17 protein-coding genes are annotated in these 17,440 nt (G+C 70.9%); 3 read left to right on the forward strand and 14 right to left on the reverse strand.

Going from position 1 to position 17,440, the window contains the following annotated elements; genetic code table 11:
- Positions 1–107 precede the first annotated feature (107 nt).
- The 5 genes from ACZ5CW_RS14745 to ACZ5CW_RS14765 all read right to left on the reverse strand — a co-directional run bounded on the left by ACZ5CW_RS14745 (position 108) and on the right by ACZ5CW_RS14765 (position 5,802).
- Entirely contained in the window at positions 108–1,832 is a 1,725-nt protein-coding gene (locus tag ACZ5CW_RS14745; protein WP_468601068.1) for a bifunctional uroporphyrinogen-III C-methyltransferase/uroporphyrinogen-III synthase, read from the reverse strand.
- Positions 1,829–2,788 carry a hydroxymethylbilane synthase gene (gene hemC / locus ACZ5CW_RS14750; protein WP_468601070.1) on the reverse strand — a complete coding sequence of 320 codons (960 nt, stop codon included), beginning with the start codon at positions 2,786–2,788 and terminating at the stop codon, positions 1,829–1,831. The genes ACZ5CW_RS14745 and hemC overlap by 4 nt, the downstream gene beginning before the upstream one ends.
- Positions 2,785–4,476, reverse strand: coding sequence for a glutamyl-tRNA reductase (locus ACZ5CW_RS14755; protein ID WP_468601072.1), 1,692 nt, complete (start codon positions 4,474–4,476; stop codon positions 2,785–2,787). Before ACZ5CW_RS14755 ends, hemC begins: the two co-directional genes overlap by 4 nt.
- On the reverse strand, positions 4,473–5,249 hold the full coding sequence (locus ACZ5CW_RS14760; RefSeq protein WP_468601074.1) for a redox-sensing transcriptional repressor Rex: 777 nt from the start codon (positions 5,247–5,249) through the stop codon (positions 4,473–4,475). The genes ACZ5CW_RS14755 and ACZ5CW_RS14760 overlap by 4 nt, the downstream gene beginning before the upstream one ends.
- 280 nt (positions 5,250–5,529) lie before the next feature.
- Positions 5,530–5,802, reverse strand: a complete 273-nt coding sequence (locus ACZ5CW_RS14765) for a glutaredoxin family protein (protein ID WP_468601076.1) — start codon at positions 5,800–5,802, stop codon at positions 5,530–5,532.
- Positions 5,803–5,938: 136 nt separating this feature from the next.
- Here ACZ5CW_RS14765 and ACZ5CW_RS14770 point away from each other — a divergent pair, with 136 nt between their 5' ends.
- The 3 genes from ACZ5CW_RS14770 to ACZ5CW_RS14780 all read left to right on the forward strand — a co-directional run bounded on the left by ACZ5CW_RS14770 (position 5,939) and on the right by ACZ5CW_RS14780 (position 9,426).
- Positions 5,939–6,868 (forward strand): HAD family hydrolase, encoded by a 930-nt coding sequence (locus tag ACZ5CW_RS14770; protein ID WP_468601078.1) that lies wholly within the window; start codon positions 5,939–5,941, stop codon positions 6,866–6,868.
- A 303-nt stretch (positions 6,869–7,171) separates the two neighbouring features.
- On the forward strand, positions 7,172–7,942 hold the full coding sequence (locus ACZ5CW_RS14775; RefSeq protein ID WP_468601080.1) for an ECF subfamily RNA polymerase sigma factor, BldN family: 771 nt from the start codon (positions 7,172–7,174) through the stop codon (positions 7,940–7,942).
- Between the two features lie 248 nt (positions 7,943–8,190).
- Positions 8,191–9,426: a DUF5667 domain-containing protein gene (locus ACZ5CW_RS14780; RefSeq protein WP_468601082.1), complete on the forward strand. Its 1,236-nt coding sequence runs from the start codon at positions 8,191–8,193 to the stop codon at positions 9,424–9,426.
- A 69-nt stretch (positions 9,427–9,495) separates the two neighbouring features.
- Here ACZ5CW_RS14780 and ACZ5CW_RS14785 read toward each other — a convergent pair whose 3' ends face one another.
- The 9 genes from ACZ5CW_RS14785 to ACZ5CW_RS14825 form a co-directional block, all read right to left on the reverse strand.
- The gene (locus ACZ5CW_RS14785; protein ID WP_468601084.1) at positions 9,496–10,584 is read right to left on the reverse strand and encodes a lysophospholipid acyltransferase family protein; all 1,089 of its coding nucleotides are present in this window, start codon (positions 10,582–10,584) and stop codon (positions 9,496–9,498) included.
- Between the two features lie 14 nt (positions 10,585–10,598).
- Complete coding sequence (locus tag ACZ5CW_RS14790; RefSeq protein WP_468601086.1) at positions 10,599–11,660, reverse strand: NAD-dependent epimerase/dehydratase family protein; 1,062 nt, start codon at positions 11,658–11,660, stop codon at positions 10,599–10,601.
- Between the two features lie 218 nt (positions 11,661–11,878).
- Positions 11,879–11,977 carry a 30S ribosomal protein bS22 gene (locus tag ACZ5CW_RS14795; protein WP_003948845.1) on the reverse strand — a complete coding sequence of 33 codons (99 nt, stop codon included), beginning with the start codon at positions 11,975–11,977 and terminating at the stop codon, positions 11,879–11,881.
- A gap of 134 nt (positions 11,978–12,111) precedes the next feature.
- Positions 12,112–12,324, reverse strand: coding sequence for a helix-turn-helix domain-containing protein (locus tag ACZ5CW_RS14800; RefSeq protein WP_046417307.1), 213 nt, complete (start codon positions 12,322–12,324; stop codon positions 12,112–12,114).
- Between the two features lie 129 nt (positions 12,325–12,453).
- Positions 12,454–13,266, reverse strand: a complete 813-nt coding sequence (locus tag ACZ5CW_RS14805; protein ID WP_468601088.1) for a phosphatase — start codon at positions 13,264–13,266, stop codon at positions 12,454–12,456.
- A 144-nt stretch (positions 13,267–13,410) separates the two neighbouring features.
- Positions 13,411–14,583 (reverse strand): acetoin utilization protein AcuC, encoded by a 1,173-nt coding sequence (locus tag ACZ5CW_RS14810; RefSeq protein WP_468601090.1) that lies wholly within the window; start codon positions 14,581–14,583, stop codon positions 13,411–13,413.
- Entirely contained in the window at positions 14,534–15,769 is a 1,236-nt protein-coding gene (locus tag ACZ5CW_RS14815) for an MFS transporter (protein ID WP_468601092.1), read from the reverse strand. The genes ACZ5CW_RS14810 and ACZ5CW_RS14815 overlap by 50 nt, the downstream gene beginning before the upstream one ends.
- Positions 15,770–15,858: 89 nt before the next feature.
- Positions 15,859–16,596: a VC0807 family protein gene (locus ACZ5CW_RS14820; RefSeq protein WP_468601094.1), complete on the reverse strand. Its 738-nt coding sequence runs from the start codon at positions 16,594–16,596 to the stop codon at positions 15,859–15,861.
- Between the two features lie 93 nt (positions 16,597–16,689).
- Positions 16,690–17,334 carry an HAD family hydrolase gene (locus tag ACZ5CW_RS14825; protein WP_468601096.1) on the reverse strand — a complete coding sequence of 215 codons (645 nt, stop codon included), beginning with the start codon at positions 17,332–17,334 and terminating at the stop codon, positions 16,690–16,692.
- Positions 17,335–17,440: the final 106 nt, after the last annotated feature.

Here is a 17,440-nt window from a genome sequence, read left to right on the forward strand (position 1 = left end):
TCTCCCTCCTTTTCCCTTCCCTCCCCTTTTTTCCCCCCTTCTGCCCCGCCCCGAGCCCCCCCCCCCCCCCCCCCCCCCCCCCCCCCCCCCCCCCCCCGGCTCCGCCCTCAGGTGGTCGAACGCCGCCTGCGTGCCCCCGGCCTGCGCTCGCTCGGCCGCGTCACCGGGTCACCGGCCTCCAGCGCGGCGGCGCGACGCTTCAGACCGAAGTCGGCCAGCGCCTCCGCCAGCTTGTGCACGGACGGCTCCGGCGCCATGACGTCGACGCGCAGACCGTGCTCCTCGGCGGTCTTGGCCGTCGCCGGGCCGATGCACGCGATCACCGTCACGTTGTGCGGCTTGCCCGCGATGCCCACCAGGTTCCGCACCGTCGACGACGACGTGAAGAGAACGGCGTCGAAACCGCCGCCCTTGATCGCCTCCCGCGTCTCCGCCGGCGGCGGCGAGGCCCGCACGGTCCGGTAGGCCGTGACGTCGTCGACCTCCCAGCCCAGCTCGATGAGCCCGGCGACCAGCGTCTCGGTGGCGATGTCGGCCCGCGGCAGGAAGACGCGGTCGATCGGGTCGAACACCGGGTCGTACGGCGGCCAGTCCTCCAGCAGGCCGGCGGCCGACTGCTCCCCGCTCGGCACCAGGTCCGGCTTCACGCCGAAGGCGATCAGCGCCTTGGCCGTCTGCTCGCCCACCGCGGCCACCTTGATGCCCGCGAAGGCACGGGCGTCCAGGCCGTACTCCTCGAACTTCTCCCGCACCGCCTTGACCGCGTTGACCGAGGTGAACGCGATCCACTCGTAGCGGCCCGTCACCAGGCCCTTGACGGCACGCTCCATCTGCTGGGGCGTGCGCGGCGGCTCGACGGCGATCGTCGGGACCTCGTGCGGCACGGCGCCGTAGGACCGCAGCTGGTCGGAGAGCGACGCCGCCTGCTCCTTCGTACGCGGCACGAGCACCTTCCAGCCGAACAGCGGCTTGGACTCGAACCACGACAGCTGGTCGCGCTGGGCGGCGGCGGAACGCTCACCGACCACGGCTATCACCGGCCGGGCGCCGTCCGGCGACGGCAGCACCTTCGCCTGCTTCAGCGTCTGCGCGATCGTGCCGAGCGTCGCCGTCCAGGTGCGCTGGCGGGTCGTCGTACCGGCGACGGTGACCGTCAGGGGCGTGTCCGGCTTGCGGCCCGCCGAGACCAGTTCAACGGCGGCGGCCGCCACGGAGTCCAGCGTCGTCGAGACGACGACCGTGCCGTCCGAGGCGCCCACCTCCGTCCAGCAGCGTCCGGAGGCGGTACGGGCGTCCACGAACCGGACGTCCGCACCCTGCGCGTCCCGCAGCGGCACACCGGCGTACGCCGGCACCCCGACCGCGGCCGCCACACCCGGTACGACCTCGAAGGGCACACCGGCGGCGGCGCAGGCGAGCATTTCCTCGGCCGCGTACGTATCTAGTCCCGGGTCCCCGGACACCGCACGGACGACCCGCCTGCCGCCCCGCGCGGCCTCCATGACAAGATGAGCGGCATCCCGGGCAGGGGCCGGGGCAGCGGCGGGTGTTGACGTGCCGTCAACGACCGTGAGCTGCGGCGTGCCCGTGCCCGGCGGCGAGACCGCGGAGGGAGCTGTATCTGTCGGCACGACGTCTGTCCGCACGACGGAAACGCCCTGTCGGGCGTGCGTCCGGACCACGTCGAGCACTTCGTGCTCGGCGACCAGGACGTCCGCGTTCGACAGTGCCTCCACGGCGCGCAGAGTCAGCAGTCCCGGATCCCCGGGTCCGGCACCGAGGAAGGTGACGTGCCCGTGTTCCGGACCGGCGGGAAGGGTGGTGGGGCTCAATGTGCTCGCTCCCCCATCAGACCGGCCGCGCCCTGGGCGAGCATCTCGGTGGCGAGTTCGCGACCGAGTGCCATCGCCTGGTCGTGCGTCTGGGGCACGGGACCGGTGGTGGACAGCTGCACCGTGCGGGTGCCGTCGGTCGTGCCGACGACGCCGCGCAGGCGCATTTCCTTGACAATCTGCCCGTCGGCCAGAAGGTCGGCCAGCGCGCCCACAGGGGCGCTGCAACCGGCCTCCAGGGCGGCGAGCAGTGACCGTTCGGCGGTGACGGCGACCCGCGTGAAGGGGTCGTCGAGTTCGCCGAGTGCCGCGATGAGGTCCGCGTTGTCCGCGGCGCACTCGATCGCCAGGGCCCCCTGGCCGGGGGCGGGCAGAACCGTGTCGACCGACAGGAAGTCGGTCACCTCGTCGATCCGGCCGATCCGGTTCAGTCCGGCGGCGGCCAGGACGACCGCGTCCAGCTCACCGTCACGCACGTACCGGATGCGGGTGTCGACGTTGCCCCGGATCGGGACCGTCTCGATGTCCAGGCCGTGGGCGCGGGCGTACGCGTTCAGCTGCGCCATGCGGCGCGGGGAGCCGGTGCCGATGCGGGCGCCGCGCGGCAGGTCGGTGAACTTCAGCGCGTCCCGGGCGACGATCACGTCCCTGGGGTCCTCGCGCACCGGTACGGCGGCCAGGACCAGTTCCTCGGGCTGCGTGGTCGGCAGGTCCTTGAGCGAATGAACCGCGAAGTCGACCTCGCCCTTCAGCAGCGCGTCGCGCAGCGCCGTGACGAACACGCCGGTGCCGCCTATCTGCGCGAGGGCCTCGCGGGAGACATCGCCGTAGGTGGTTATCTCGACCAGCTCGACGGGCCGCCCGGTCACCTGGCGGACGGCCTCCGCCACCTGCCCGGACTGGGCCATGGCGAGCTTGCTCCGCCTCGTCCCCAGCCTCAAAGCCTTCTCAGTCATGCCGGTCGGTCCTTCTCGTCTGTGCTGTCCCCGGCCCGGGAGACGGCGGCCACCGTCTCGGGGTCGAGGTCGAACAGGGTCCGCAGCGCGTCCGCGTACCCGGCGCCGCCGGGCTCGGCCGCGAGCTGCTTTACCCGTACGGTCGGCGCGTGCAGCAGCTTGTCGACGACCCGGTGCACGGCCTGCCGGATCTCACCGCGCTGGCGCTCGTCCAGGTCGGGCAGGCGGCCGTCCAGCCGCGCGATCTCACCGGCGACGACGTCGGCGGCCATGGTGCGCAGCGCGACCACGGTCGGCGTGATGTGCGCCGCCCGCTGGGCCGCCCCGAAGGCCGCGACCTCGTCGGAGACGATACGCCGGACCTGGTCGACGTCGGCCGCCATCGGAGCGTCGGCGGAGGCTTCCGCCAGCGACTCGATGTCCACCAGACGCACCCCCGACAGCCGGTGCGCGGCCGCGTCGATGTCGCGGGGCATGGCCAGGTCGAGGAGGAACAGGGAGGGCGCCGGACGCGGGATCACGGCGACCGGTTCGGGCCTGCGCCGCTCGGGGATGCGGCCGACCGCGGCGGCGGTCACGGCGAGCGCGGTGATCAGCTCGGCGTCCGCCTCGGGCGTACGGCGCTCCCGGCGGTCCAGCGTCCCGCCCGCGGCCCAGGCCGCGTGCTGCTCCAGCGTGGCCGCGTCCATGCCGGCCACGGCGGCATCGCCCATGAGGGAGAAGCCGGGCTGTACGGCGGCCAGGTCCAGCGGGCAGTTGTCGTCGCCCACGCCGGTGGGCGGCAGTGTGGCCTTGGCCTTCGCGGCCGCGGGCGCGCCGTCGGCGATCTCGGCCGCGGGCTGCCCGGTGCGGCCCTCGACCGCCTGCGCGACCGCCTCGGCCGTGAGCACCAGGCCGGTCGCCCCGGTGCAGGAGACGACGACGTCGGCACGTGTCAGCTCGCCGGGCACGGCGTCCATCGTGACCGCGCGGGCGGTCACGGCGGTGTCGTCGCCCTCGGTCAGGATCTGTGCGAGCCGCTCGGCGCGCTCGAAGGTGCGGTTGGCGACGACGACCTCGGTGACCCCGGCCCGCGCGAGCGTGGCGGCGGCCAGCGACGACATCGACCCGGCACCGATGACCAGCGCCTTCTTGCCCGCGGCCCAGGCGGCGACCTCCGTGCCGACGGCCAGCTGCTCCAGGCCGAAGGTGACCAGGGACTGCCCGGCACGGTCGATCCCGGTCTCGGAGTGGGCGCGCTTGCCGACCCGCAGGGCCTGCTGGAACAGGTCGTTCAGCAGCCGTCCGGCGGTGTGCAGCTCCTGCGCCCTGGCCAGCGAGTCCTTGATCTGCCCGAGGATCTGGCCCTCGCCGACGACCATCGAGTCCAGCCCGCAGGCCACCGAGAACAGATGGTGGACGGCCCGGTCCTCGTAGTGCACGTAGAGATAGGGGGTCAGCTCTTCCAGGCCGACCCCGCTGTGCTGGGCGAGGAGCGTGGACAGCTCGGCGACACCGGCGTGGAACTTGTCCACGTCGGCGTACAGCTCGATGCGGTTGCAGGTGGCGAGCACCGCGGCCTCGGTGGCGGGCTCGGCGGCGACCGTGTCCTGCAGCAGCTTGATCTGGGCGTCCGTGCTCAGCGCGGCCCGTTCCAGCACGCTGACCGGGGCGCTGCGATGACTGAGGCCCACGACGAGAAGACTCATGCCGGCATCACCGCGGGTACGTCTCCCTCGGGCCCCTGGTCGGCGGAACCCTCGGAGGCCGCGTCACGGGAAGCGGCCGTGGGCAGGGAGCCGTCACCGGCCGCGGTCTCCTCGCCGGCCTTGCGCTGCTCGTGGAAGGCGAGGATCTGCAGCTCGATGGAGAGGTCGACCTTGCGCACGTCGACGCCGTCCGGGACGGACAGCACGGTCGGCGCGAAGTTCAGGATCGAGGTGACCCCGGCGGCCACGAGCCGGTCGCAGACCTGCTGGGCGGCACCGGCCGGGGTGGCGATCACGCCGATGGAGACCCCGTTGTCCTTGATGATCTTCTCGAGGTCGTCGGTGTGCTGGACGGGGATGCCCGCGACCGGCTTCCCGGCCATCGCCGGGTCGGCGTCGATGAGGGCGGCGACCCTGAAGCCACGGGAGGCGAAGCCGCCGTAGTTGGCCAGCGCCGCGCCGAGGTTACCGATACCGACGATGACGACCGGCCAGTCCTGGGTGAGGCCGAGTTCGCGGGAGATCTGGTAGACGAGATACTCCACGTCGTAGCCGACACCGCGCGTTCCGTAGGAGCCCAGGTACGAGAAGTCCTTGCGCAGCTTGGCGGAGTTGACCCCCGCCGCCGCGGCCAGCTCCTCGGAGGAGACCGTGGGGACCGAGCGCTCCGACAGTGCGGTCAGGGCTCGGAGGTACAGCGGAAGCCGGGCGACGGTGGCCTCGGGAATCCCTCGGCCACGGGTCGCCGGTCGGTGTGTTCGGCCAGTTGCCACGGTGCTCCTGCGGGTAGAGCGGGGCTGCAGGCGGTCATACGTCCCCAGACCGCCCCGTCGACAGCAGGCTATGTCTTTGTGAACGCGTGCACAAAGATGGTGTCCGATTTGCCCGGCAGAAGTGACCGGGGTCACGCAACCGCGACGCCCTCGGAGGGAACTGGTACATACGTACCGCCGTTCCTTCATTACTGGGGGCAAAACCGCACACGCTCCTCACGAATCCCGCCCCCGAGACCAAACCGCCATCGATCCTAAGCGACTTTCCGGCCAGTTTGGACTACTCGGTCAGTGCCCGGCGCAGCCGCTCCTCGTTCACGCGCCAGAAGGTGTGCTGCTCGCCGTCGATCAGTACGACCGGGATCTGCTCCCAGTACCGGTCGTACAGGTCCTGGTCCTCGGTGATGTCCTTCTGCTCCCAGGACACACCGAGTTCGCCACAGATCTTGTCGATCACCAGCTCGGCGTCGTCGCACAGATGACAGCCCGGCTTGCGGATGAGGGTGACCAGCCGCTCACGGGGCTCGGTCCTGCGTCGGAAGAGGGGACTCATGGCCGCCATTGTCCCGCGTCCGCCGCCCGGCATCCCTTGTCCTCCAGCGCCTCTTTAACGACCCGGTCGCGGAGAGTTCACGCCCCTCCAACCTCTCGGCGCCGGAAGCCCCGAACAAACTGGCTATGCTCACGACATGGCCGCTCTCGGATGGCTCACCCCCCGTAGGCGCTCCGCCACGGCGCGGAGCGTGTTGGCAGGCGAGGCCTCGGCGGAGGCTGCCCGCAAGTCCTCGCAGGAAGCACAGGAGGCTCCGCAGGCCGCCGAGGAGGAGCCGGAGTTCCCGGTGATCGGCGACGACCGGGCGGCCGCCTTCTTCGATCTCGACAACACCGTCATGCAGGGCGCCGCGCTGTTCCACTTCGGCCGGGGCCTGTACAAGCGGAAGTTCTTCGAGACGCGGGACCTGGCCAGGTTCGCCTGGCAGCAGGCGTGGTTCCGGCTGGCCGGCGTCGAGGACCCGGAGCACATGCAGGACGCCCGCGACTCGGCCCTGTCCATCGTCAAGGGCCACCGCGTCGCCGAACTGGAGACGATCGGCGAGGAGATCTACGACGAGTACATGGCCGACCGCATCTGGCCGGGCACCCGCGCCCTGGCCCAGGCGCACCTGGACGCGGGCCAGAAGGTGTGGCTCGTCACCGCCGCCCCGGTGGAGATCGCCCAGGTCATCGCCCGCCGCCTCGGCCTGACCGGCGCGCTCGGCACGGTCGCGGAATCGGTCGACGGCGTCTACACCGGCAAGCTGGTGGGCGAACCGCTGCACGGCCCCGCGAAGGCGGAGGCGGTCCGCGCGCTGGCCGCCGCCGAGGGACTGGACCTCTCCCGCTGCGCGGCCTACAGCGACAGCCACAACGACATCCCCATGCTGTCCCTGGTCGGCCACCCCTACGCCATCAACCCGGACGCCAAGCTGCGCAGGCACGCCCGCGAGAAGGACTGGCGCCTGCGCGACTACCGCACGGGCCGCAAGGCGGCGAAGGTGGGCATTCCGGCGGCGGCCGGTGTGGGCGCGGTGGCCGGCGGCACCGCCGCGGCGATCGCGCTGAGCCGACGTCGTCGATGACGTCGATGACGCCGGGCCGGCGACTCGGCTCCCGGCGCGCCCGAATTATGCCGCGGCCATTTCAACACGCCCCGTAGTTCACCGAAACCTGCCTCATTTCGATCAACAACCGATCACTCTATGAAACTTGATAGGGCGTCAATCGGTTAGAGAAGCGACGCAACCGATGATTTGAGCAACTCGGTGTAGCAGTGCCTGTACGAAGCGTTATTCTCCTCAGACGCAATCCGGTACCCCTCCGTCGCTACGACGGGTGAACGGTTCCGCACTGCACGTGATGGAAGCTCTGCCTCTGGGAGTCCCGTGTACCCACACGTCGGGGTTGACGCCTCGGGCCTGGCTACGCTGCGCGCAACGGTCAAAGAGACGCTGCGCGGCTTCGTCCCCCCCGCGTACGCCGTCCCCGCCTTCGCCACCGCCGCGCCCGTGGGCCCGTGCTACGCACTGGCCGAAGGCAGCGCCGCGGTCGGCAGACGCGGGCGCTCCGCCGGCGCCGCCACCGCCCGCCGTCCCGCCGCGGACAGCGACAGCGCCCGGATGATGGACCTTGTCGAACGCGCCCAGGCGGGGGAGGCCGAGGCCTTCGGGCGCCTCTACGACCAGTACAGCGACACCGTGTACCGGTACATCTACTACCGCGTCGGTGGGCGGGCGACCGCCGAGGACCTCACGAGCGAGACCTTTCTGCGGGCCCTCAGAAGGATCGGCACCTTCACCTGGCAGGGGCGCGACTTCGGGGCGTGGCTGGTGACGATCGCCCGGAACCTCGTCGCCGACCACTTCAAGTCCAGCCGCTTCCGCCTCGAGGTCACCACCGGCGAGATGCTGGACGCCAACGAGGTCGAGCGCTCCCCGGAGGACTCCGTCCTGGAGTCCCTGTCGAACGCCGCCCTCCTGGACGCCGTGCGCCGGCTCAACCCGCAGCAGCAGGAGTGTGTGACGCTCCGCTTCCTCCAGGGCCTCTCCGTCGCCGAGACCGCCCGCGTCATGGGCAAGAACGAGGGCGCCATCAAGACCCTCCAGTACCGTGCCGTACGCACCCTCGCCCGGCTCCTGCCGGACGACGCGCGCTGAACCGGGCACCCCGCCCGCACCACTCAGAGCGACGCTCAACTCACGCACTGTGAGGGCCCGTTGACTTTCTGATCCGGTCATCCGCCGTCCGTAACCCAAGTGCCAAGCCGCTCGTTGTGCGGGATACAGGCTCCCTGTGGTCACGCCCTGGCCGAACCCGATCGCACGTTCGTGTGAACCGGTCGTGGGCGTGCAACCCTCAGGACCCCCTGGGGAGTCGACCGTCATGACGAGAGGAGGTGCCGCCTGTGATCGCGAACGTATCGGCGCACCGGCGGGCGAACGCCTTCGCCCAGGCCCTGGAGGAGCAGTCCGACCGGGACACGGCGGCCGAGCAGTCCGCAGCACCGGCGGAATCGCCGCCGCCCGCCGAGGAACGGACCGAGCAGGGCCCGCTACTGGCCCTGGCGGAGGGTCTCGGCGCGCTGCCCAAGCCGCAGCTCGACCCCGAGGTCAAGGTCGTCCAGCGCGCCCAGCTGGTGGCCGCGATGGAGGCCATGCTCCAGGAGGGGACGGGGGCGGCGGACGCCTCGGTGCCGGAGCAGCGCTCCCATAAGGCCAAGGGCGCGCACCGGGCGAGCACGTTGGGCAAACTGCGCCCGCGGTCCAGGCTGAGCAAGGGGCTCGCCGCGGGCGGGCTGAGCGTCGGCGTGGCCGCCGGGGCCTTCGGCGGGGTCGCCGCCGCCAGCTCCGACGCTCTGCCCGGCGACTCGCTGTACGGCCTCAAACGCGGCATCGAGGACTTCAAGCTCAACTACCTGACCGACGGCGACGACCAGCGCGGCCAGACCTACCTCGACCAGGCCTCCACCCGGCTCAGCGAGGCCCGCCGACTGCTGGAGCGCGGCCGCGGCGGCCATCTCGACCACGAGTCCATCGGTGAGATCCGCCGCACCCTGTCCGGCATGCAGCACGATGTCACCGAGGGGCACCGCCTGCTGCACGCGGCCTACGAGGCCGACCCCGAATCGCTGGGCCCGATCCAGGCGCTCTCCACGTTCTCCCGGTCCCACCGCGAGATGTGGAGCACGATCAGCGACAAACTGCCCGTGCAGCTCGGGGACGTCAAACAGCAGGTGTCGTCGGTGTTCGACGCCATAGACGAAGAAGTCGCCCCGCTGCAGTCCCTGCTTCCGCAGCCGTCGGCCCAACCGGGCGGCGGCCGACGGCAGGGGGGCTCCGGCTCGGCGTCCACCGGCTCTTCCGGCACCCACCGGTCGACCGCGCCCAGCTCTGGCGACACCCCGTCCTCCGGAAGGCACGCCGGCTCCGGCAGCCCCAGCGGCTCGGCCACCGGAGCAATCGACGACAGCCTGATCGGCGGCAACACGGGCGGCCTGCTCGAACCGCCGAAGACCGGTTCCGGCGGCGACGGTCCCCCGTCCGTCAGCAGGTCCCCGATTGGCGAGCCGGACGTCACCATCCCACCGCTTCTCCCTGACCTGCTGCCCGGCCTGGGCATCGACAGCGAGGACGCGGGCTGACACCGTACGCCACAGACGATGGGGCGCCCCTTCCGAGCGGGGCGCCCCATCGTCGTACTCACGCACAGCTCAGAAGAAGACCGACCTCCGCTGCACCAGGAGCTTGTACAGCGTGTGCTGGATCTGTTCGCGGACCTGGTCGGTGAGGTTGAACATGAGCATCGGGTCCTCGGCCGCCTCCGGCGGATAGCCGTCCGTCGGGATCGGCTCACCGAACTGGATCGTCCACTTCGTCGGCAGCGGAACCGCGCCCAGCGGGCCCAGCCACGGGAAGGTCGGCGTCAACGGGAAGTACGGGAAGCCCAGCAGCCGGGCGAGCGTCTTCGCGTTGCCGATCATCGGGTAGATCTCCTCGGCCCCGACGATCGAGCACGGAATGATCGGCGCGCCCTGACGCAGCGCGGTGGAGACGAAGCCGCCGCGGCCGAACCGCTGGAGCTTGTAGCGCTCGCTGAAAGGTTTCCCGATGCCCTTGAAGCCCTCCGGCATCACCCCGACCAACTCGCCCTGCGCCAGCAGCCGCTCGGCGTCCTCCGCGCAGGCCAGGGTGTGCCCCAGCTTGCGGGCCAGCTCGTTGACCACCGGCAGCACGAAGACCAGGTCGGCCGCGAGCAGCCGCAGATGCCGGTCGGCCGGGTGGTGGTCGTGCACCGCGACCTGCATCATCAGGCCGTCCAGCGGCAGCGTCCCGGAGTGGTTCGCGACGATCAGCGCCCCGCCCTTGGCCGGGATGTTCTCGATGCCCTTCACCTCGACCCGGAAGTACTTCTCGTACACCGGCCGCAGCAGCGACATCAGGACCTGGTCGGTCAGCTCCTCGTCGTAGCCGAAGTCGTCGACCTCGTACTCCCCGGTCAGCCGGCGCCGCAGGAAGGCCAGCCCGGCCGCCACACGCCGCTCCAGGCCGCCGTCACGCCCGCCGGCCTCCGACCGCTCCAGCGGCTCCTCCTCGCGGCTCACAGCCCCATCATCCTGCGCCTGCGTCCGGCCCGGCAGAGGCTGGACCTCGCCGATCTCCCCGGCCTCCCCGGCCCCGCGCTTCGTCGCGCTCTCGCCGCCCTTGCGCCGGCTCCCCGGACTCCGGCGCCACGCCGGGCGTTGCGCGGCGTTCCCCCGGGACCGGTCGTCGTCGAACGGAATGACCTTGGCGTCCGCCATCGTTGCTGCGCTCCTCAGTTGGCGCTGTGCGTCGTGGGCCGGCCGCCGCCCTGTGCGGCCAGCGCGGCGATCCGGTCGACGGCCCCCGCGAGAGCCTCCGGCGGCAGCAGCCCGGGGCCCTGGCCACGCGCGAACTCCGCGAACGCCTCCGCCGTCGTGTACCTGGGCGTGAAGCCCAGCGTCTCGCGCATCTGGACGGTGTCCACCACCCGTCCGTGGGTGAGCAGCCGGATCTGCTCGGGTGAGAAGTCCGTCATACCCAGCCTACGGACCAGGGAGCCGGCCCACGTGACCGCGGGCAGCAGCAGCGGCGCGGTGGGGCGGCCCAGCCGCCGGGAGCACTGCGAGAGCAGCAGGACTCCGTCCCCGGCGATGTTGAAGGTGCCGCTGTTCAGGGTGCCCCGGCGCGGCTCGTGGGAGGCGATCCGCAGCACCTCGATCACGTCGTCCTCGTGCACGAACTGCAGCCGCGGGTCGTAGCCGAACACGGTCGGCAGGACCGGCAGCGCGAAGTACGAGGCGAGCGGGGTGTCCGCGGCCGGCCCGAGGATGTTGGCGAACCGCAGCACGCACACGGCGACGTCCGGCCGCCGCCGGGCGAACCCGCGGACGTACCCCTCGACCTCGACGGCGTCCTTGGCGAAGCCGCCGCTGGGCAGCGACTTCGGCGGGGTGGTCTCCGTGAACACGGCGGGGTCACGCGGCGCCGACCCGTACACGTTCGTGCTGGACTTCACCACCAGCCGCTTCACCGTCGGGGACTTCTGGCAGGCGCCGAGCAGCTGCATCGTGCCGATGACGTTGGTCTCCTTGACCGTGGCCCGGCTGCCGCCGCCCAGCGCCGTGCCGGTCACGTCCATGTGGACGACCGTGTCGGCGCCCGTCTCGGCGAGCACCCGGGCGATGGTCGGCTGCCGGATGTCGGCCTGGATGAAGTCGGCCCCGCCCAGATGGTGCGCGGGCGGCACCGCGTCCACCGCGACCACACGGTCGACCTCCGGGTCCCGCTGGATCCGCCGCACGAACCGGCCGCCCAGCTGCCGGGCCACTCCGGTGACGAGCACGACCTTCGCCAAGATCAGCGCCTTCCTTCCCGCGTTACCGGTATCCCGCGTTCCCCGTGTGCGGCCAACTTAGCGGGTTGACGTTGCGCTGTGATGACCGCCCGATGCACGAGGTGACCGAATGTCCCCCATCGGCATACGGCGGGCTCCCGAGAGCCGCCCCCGGACATGCCTGTGGCCCCCCACCACGGTTGGTGGGAGGCCACGGGTACACGCCCTGGCGGCGCCGCTTACTTCTTGTTGCGACGCTGAACGCGCGTGCGCTTGAGCAGCTTGCGGTGCTTCTTCTTGGCCATCCGCTTGCGCCGCTTCTTGATAACAGAGCCCACGACTACCCTCGCTCACTTCTCATCACTCGGTTGTTTGGGCGCCATGGGCCCACACGACCTACGAGGGCCTAGCCTACCCAACCGAGCGCCGAGGTCGTAATCGAGGGGTGCTCCGGGGTCGCCCGGCAGCACCGTCAGGCCGTTTCCACCCCCACATAGCTGTCGCGGAGGTACTCGTGTACCGCTTGCTCCGGGACACGGAAGGATCGCCCCACCCGGATCGCGGGCAGATGACCGCTGTGCACCAGCCGGTACACGGTCATCTTCGACACTCGCATCACTGTGGCGACCTCCGCCACGGTAAGGAACTGAACCTCGTTCAGAGGCCTCTCGCCAGCTGCAGCCATGACACACCTGAACCTTCCGCACTCGACGGCCACCGGCTTCCCCTTCCGGTGACTCTTCGTCGTTGCGTGCTCACTCCCCAATGTAGGGGCGGGTGATGCAAGTGGGGAAGAGGTGCACCCATCACTGCCCTACTGTGACAGACACGCTCGTTTGAGTACGTAGCGGGTAAGCGGACGGTAGTAAGCGGATCGCACGGCGTCATCAACCGGAACGACGACAGACACGTGCCCCTCTGCCTCCCCCACAAACAGCGCGGGATCATCCGTGTCGGCCAGCCCGATCGCCTCGAACCCCAGCTGACCAGCACCGCAGACCCACCCGTGGTCCCCGACGACCAGCTCCGGCAACGGCCCCCCGCCTTCTGCCGCGGCCTCGAGCGCGACCCGAACCGGGAGCGGCGAGTGGCTGTGGACACCCGGCTCACAACCGGGGCGCTCGGCCTCCGGTTCCCGCACCAAGGCAACCCCTCGTACGTAGTCGAGGTGGTGCGTACGTAGACCGAACCGGGTCAATATGTCGACACAGCGACCCTGCGCAGGGGTGAGCACCTCACACCCCGCCGCCGAGAGCGCGTCCGCCAGGCCGGCGTAGAACCCGAGCAGCCGCTGCGGATGCCCGGTGCCGAACAGCACGGGTGCGCCGCGCCGGGCGACCTCACGGATCCGCTCCGCGAAGGCATCCAGCGCGGCCAGCGTCCGCTCCGGGTCGATCACATCCGGACCGGACGTGTGCCGAGGGTCGGCCGAAACACCACACTTCTCCGCCATCAGCGCGAGTAAATCCTGCTGGGTCCAAGGCCATTCGGGATCGATTCCGATCAGCACGCGCGGATCCCGCGCCGCGAACAGCCGATAACTCCGCAGACTGTCCTCCCGCGAGGTCCCCACCACCCCGGCCAGCCGAACGGCCAGCAGATGCGCACGAAGCTCAGGGGTCGCCACGGGTGCGATGGTGGCTCATGGGGGCCGGCAGCGGATACCGGAACAGGGAAAGACCGCACGGTTGGCGTAGCGGATGACCACACAGCCGCGGGCGCGGGTGAGCGACCCCGACCCCGGCCGGCACCAGCGCCGCGGCAGCACCCGCTAGGGCAACATCCCCCGCAACGGGAACACCGCCCGCCGCGTGGCCAACACGGCTTGATCCAGGCGGTCGGCGGGGTCGTACCCCGACTCCCAGGACGCCCAACTCACCGGCCACCGGCCGTCCGTCATCCGCTGCGGCCCCAACTGCCGAGTCCGCGCGAACACCGCCTGCCGCCACTCCTGCGGGATCATCGCCTCCGGGGCGACGGGCCGCCCCGCCGCGATCCCCACCAGATGCGTCCACGACCGCGGCACGACCTCGACCACCGCGTAACCGCCGCCGCCCAGCGCGACCCACTTCCCCCCGGCGTACTCGTGCGCCAGCTCGTGGCACGCCACCTGCACCGCCCGCTGGGCGTCCAGCGACACGGCGAGATGCGCCAACGGATCCTCGAAGTGCGTGTCGGCCCCGTGCTGCGTGACGACGACCTGCGGCCGGAACTCGGCCAGCAGCTCCGGCACCACCGCGTGGAACGCCCGCAACCACCCCGCGTCCCCGGTGCCCGCCGGCAGCGCCACGTTCACCGCGGCGCCCTCGCCCGCCCCCGCCCCGGTCTCCTGCGGCCAGCCGGTCTGCGGGAACAACGTACGGGGATGCTCGTGCAGCGAGATCGTCAGGACCCGCGGATCCTCCCAGAACGCCGCCTGCACGCCGTCCCCGTGATGCACGTCGACGTCCACGTAGGCGACCCGTTCGGCCCCCAGCTCCAGCAGCCGGGCGATCGCCAGCGCCGCGTCGTTGTAGACGCAGAACCCCGACGCACCCCCCGGCATCGCATGGTGCAGCCCGCCCGCGAAGTTCACGGCGTGATCGGCGTCGCCCCGCCACACCGCCTCCGCGGCCCCCACCGACTGCCCGGCGATCAGCGCGGACACCTCGTGCATCCCGGCGAACGCGGGATCGTCGATCGTGCCGAGCCCGTACGCTCCCCCGGCCCCGGCCGGATCGGCGGACGCGGCCTTCACGGCGTTGATGTAGTCCTCCCGGTGGACCAGCCGCAGCGTCGACTCCCCGGCCGGTTTCGCCGCGACGACCTCCATCTCCCGGTCGAGCCCGAAGGCCCCCACCAGTTTCCGGGTCAGCTCCAGACGGACCGGGTCCATCGGATGGTCCGGGCCGAAGTCATAGCCCGTTACTGCCTCGTCCCACATCAGCTGTGCGCGGCCGCTCATGCCCGCCACCGTATCGGTCCGGTTGAGCGGCGAACGACCTGGCATACACCAACGTCACCAGCACCAACACCATCGGCACGAGCATGGCACCCCGGTAGCTCCACGCATCCCCGAGCGCCCCCACCAACGGCGAACCCACCAGGAAACCGACGTAGTTGAAGACGTTGAGCCGCGCGACGGCCGCATCCGACGCCCCGGGGAACAACCGCCCGGCCGCCGCGAACGTCTGCGGCACCAGAACGCACAGCCCGAGGCCCAGCAGGGTGAACCCGAGCATCCCCACCCACGCGCCACCCGCCGAGGCCACCACCGCGAAGCCACCGGCCGCGACCAGCGCCCCGAGCCGTACGACCGTCACGGCCCCGAACCGCCGCACCCCGAGGTCCCCGGCGGCCCGCCCCACCAGCGTGGTCACCATGTACACGTTGTACGGCACGGTCGCCAGCTGCTCGGAGCTGCCCAGCACGTCCTTCAGATACTTCGCACTCCAGTTGGAGACCGTCGAGTCACCGATGTACGCGACCGTCATCACCAGGCACAGCGGCAACAGCAGCTTGAAGACGACACCGCCGCCCGGCGCCTGCTCCTCCCGAGCCGCTACGACGGCCCCGTCGTCCACAGCGTCCCCGTCGACATACCACCGGCTCCCCCCGAGCACCGCCGGCAGCAGAACGGCCACGACCGGCAGGTACGACACCCACAGCGCGAGGTGCCAGTGCGCCCCGGCCCAGGCCATCGAGGCGCCCACGATCCCGCCGAGGCTGTAGGCGGCATGGAAACTGAGCATGATGCTGCGCCCGTACGACCGCTGCAGGCTGACCCCGAGCATGTTCATGGAGGCGTCCAACGCGCCCACGGCGAGCCCGAACGCGCCGAGCGCCACCGCCAGCGCCGCCACCTGCCCGTGCCCGCCGGCTCCGGCCCCGAGCAACGCCAGCAGCACCACCGGCTGGGACCAGCGCAGCAGCCGACTGGGGCGGACCCGCGTCACCAGCCGCTCGGTGGTCACGCTGCCGACCCCGGCGAGAATCGGTACGGCGGCCAGGAAGACCGGCAGCAACCCGTCGGAGACGCCGTACCGCTCCTGGATGGCCGGGATGCGGGTGACCAGAAGGGCGAACGTGACGCCCTGGGCGAAGAAGCTGAACGCCAGCGAGGCCCTACCGCGCCGCAGCACATCGGTCATGGCGGCGAGCGTAGGGCCCCGGGCTACCTGTGGGTAGATCCAGCCAAAGATGAATTTCCCTCAGCTTTGCCGGTCCACCGGGCCGGGCTTCAGGCGGCGACGGCCACCGCGAGCTTCTCGGTCCGGCCGGCCTCGGCCTCCACCTCGGCGGCCAGCATCTTCTCCATCGGCTCGACGGCCAGGCCGCCGCTGACCACGAAGGCGATCGCCATCGCTCCGATCATGATGACGGTGCCGAGCCACACCATGGTGTCCACGGGGACGGTGTACGCGCCCACGACCCGCGCGACGCACTCGGCGAACAGTGCCACTCCCCACACCAAGGAGAAGGCGTTCTCCTTCCGCCGGAAGGCCGCGGATCCGGCGGCCGTGCCGGAGGCCAGCCGCTGCCAGGCGGCCTCCTTCGCCGCGTCGCCCTTGATGAGGAAGGGCTTCATGCCGGCGGTCATCATCGGCTTGCCGAGCCGGACGGAGACCAGGATGCCGATGGCGACCGTGCTGCTGATCCCGCTGTCCTTGGCGAGCATGAGCCGCGGGTCGCCGGAGACGAAGCTCAGCAGCAGCGAGACGACGTTCACGGCGAGGATGAGTCCTGCCAGCGCATTGGTCTTCCGTTCCCTGACCAGACTCCACACGGTCCGCACCGCCGGCACCACACTGCTCCAGGCGAGCGCCGCGAAGGTGCTCGTCCCGAAGCCGTCCTTGAAGACGTAGTACGAGCCGAGCGGCACCGCCACGTCGACCAGCAGCGGCTTGAAGTTGTCCAGCACGCTCGGGTTCTGCTTCTGCTGCTTGCCTCGGCCCTGGTTCCCCGTGTTCTTCGTCATGCCCTCAGCTTCGCCGTCGAGGGGGGTCCGCCGGTAGAAACGATCGTCCGGCGGTCCGCATGACAAATGTCAGGCACGGACCGATGGTTGGGGTCATACCAGCAGGTCAGCCAACTCTCCCATGCGGGAGAACAGTTGGTTCGCTCCGCCGAGCCTCGCCGCCGGTGTCATCGCGGTGAACCCGTAGACGTCCATACCGGCCGCCACGGCGGCCTGGACGCCCAGCGGCGAGTCCTCGACCACCAGGCACTCCTGCGGGGCCACCCCCATCCGCTCGGCCGCGTACAGGAAGAGGTCGGGCGCCGGCTTGCCCCGGCCCACATCCTGCGAGCTGAAGATCCGCTCCTCGGCGAACCACCGGTCGAGCCCGGTCGTCCGGTGTCCCACTCTGATCCGCTCATGGCTTCCGGAGGAGGCCACGCAGTACGGCACTCCGTCCGCGGCAAGTTTCTCCAGCACGCTGTCGACGCCGGCCACAGGCTGCAGCTCCCGCTCGAAGGCGGCGAAGACGCGTGCGTGGAAGACGTCGTCGAAGTCGTCGGGCAGCCGCTTCCCGGTCCGCTCCAGGATCAGGTCGTGGATCCGGTGCATCGCCGACCCCATGTAGTCCCGTATGGAATCCTCGTACGACGTCGGGTGCCCCAGCTCGGTCAGATGGGCGGCCAGAAGCCGGTTGGAGATCGGCTCGCTGTCCACGAGGACACCGTCGTTGTCGAAGATGATGAGGCCATAGCGCATGCCTCGACCCTAAAGGACCCTGAACGCAGAAAACCCCCGCATCTTTCGATGCGGGGGTTTTCCCAAAATTTGTTCGGCGGCGTCCTACTCTCCCACAGGGTCCCCC

It is taken from the genome of Streptomyces sp. NPDC031379 (assembly GCF_055569615.1).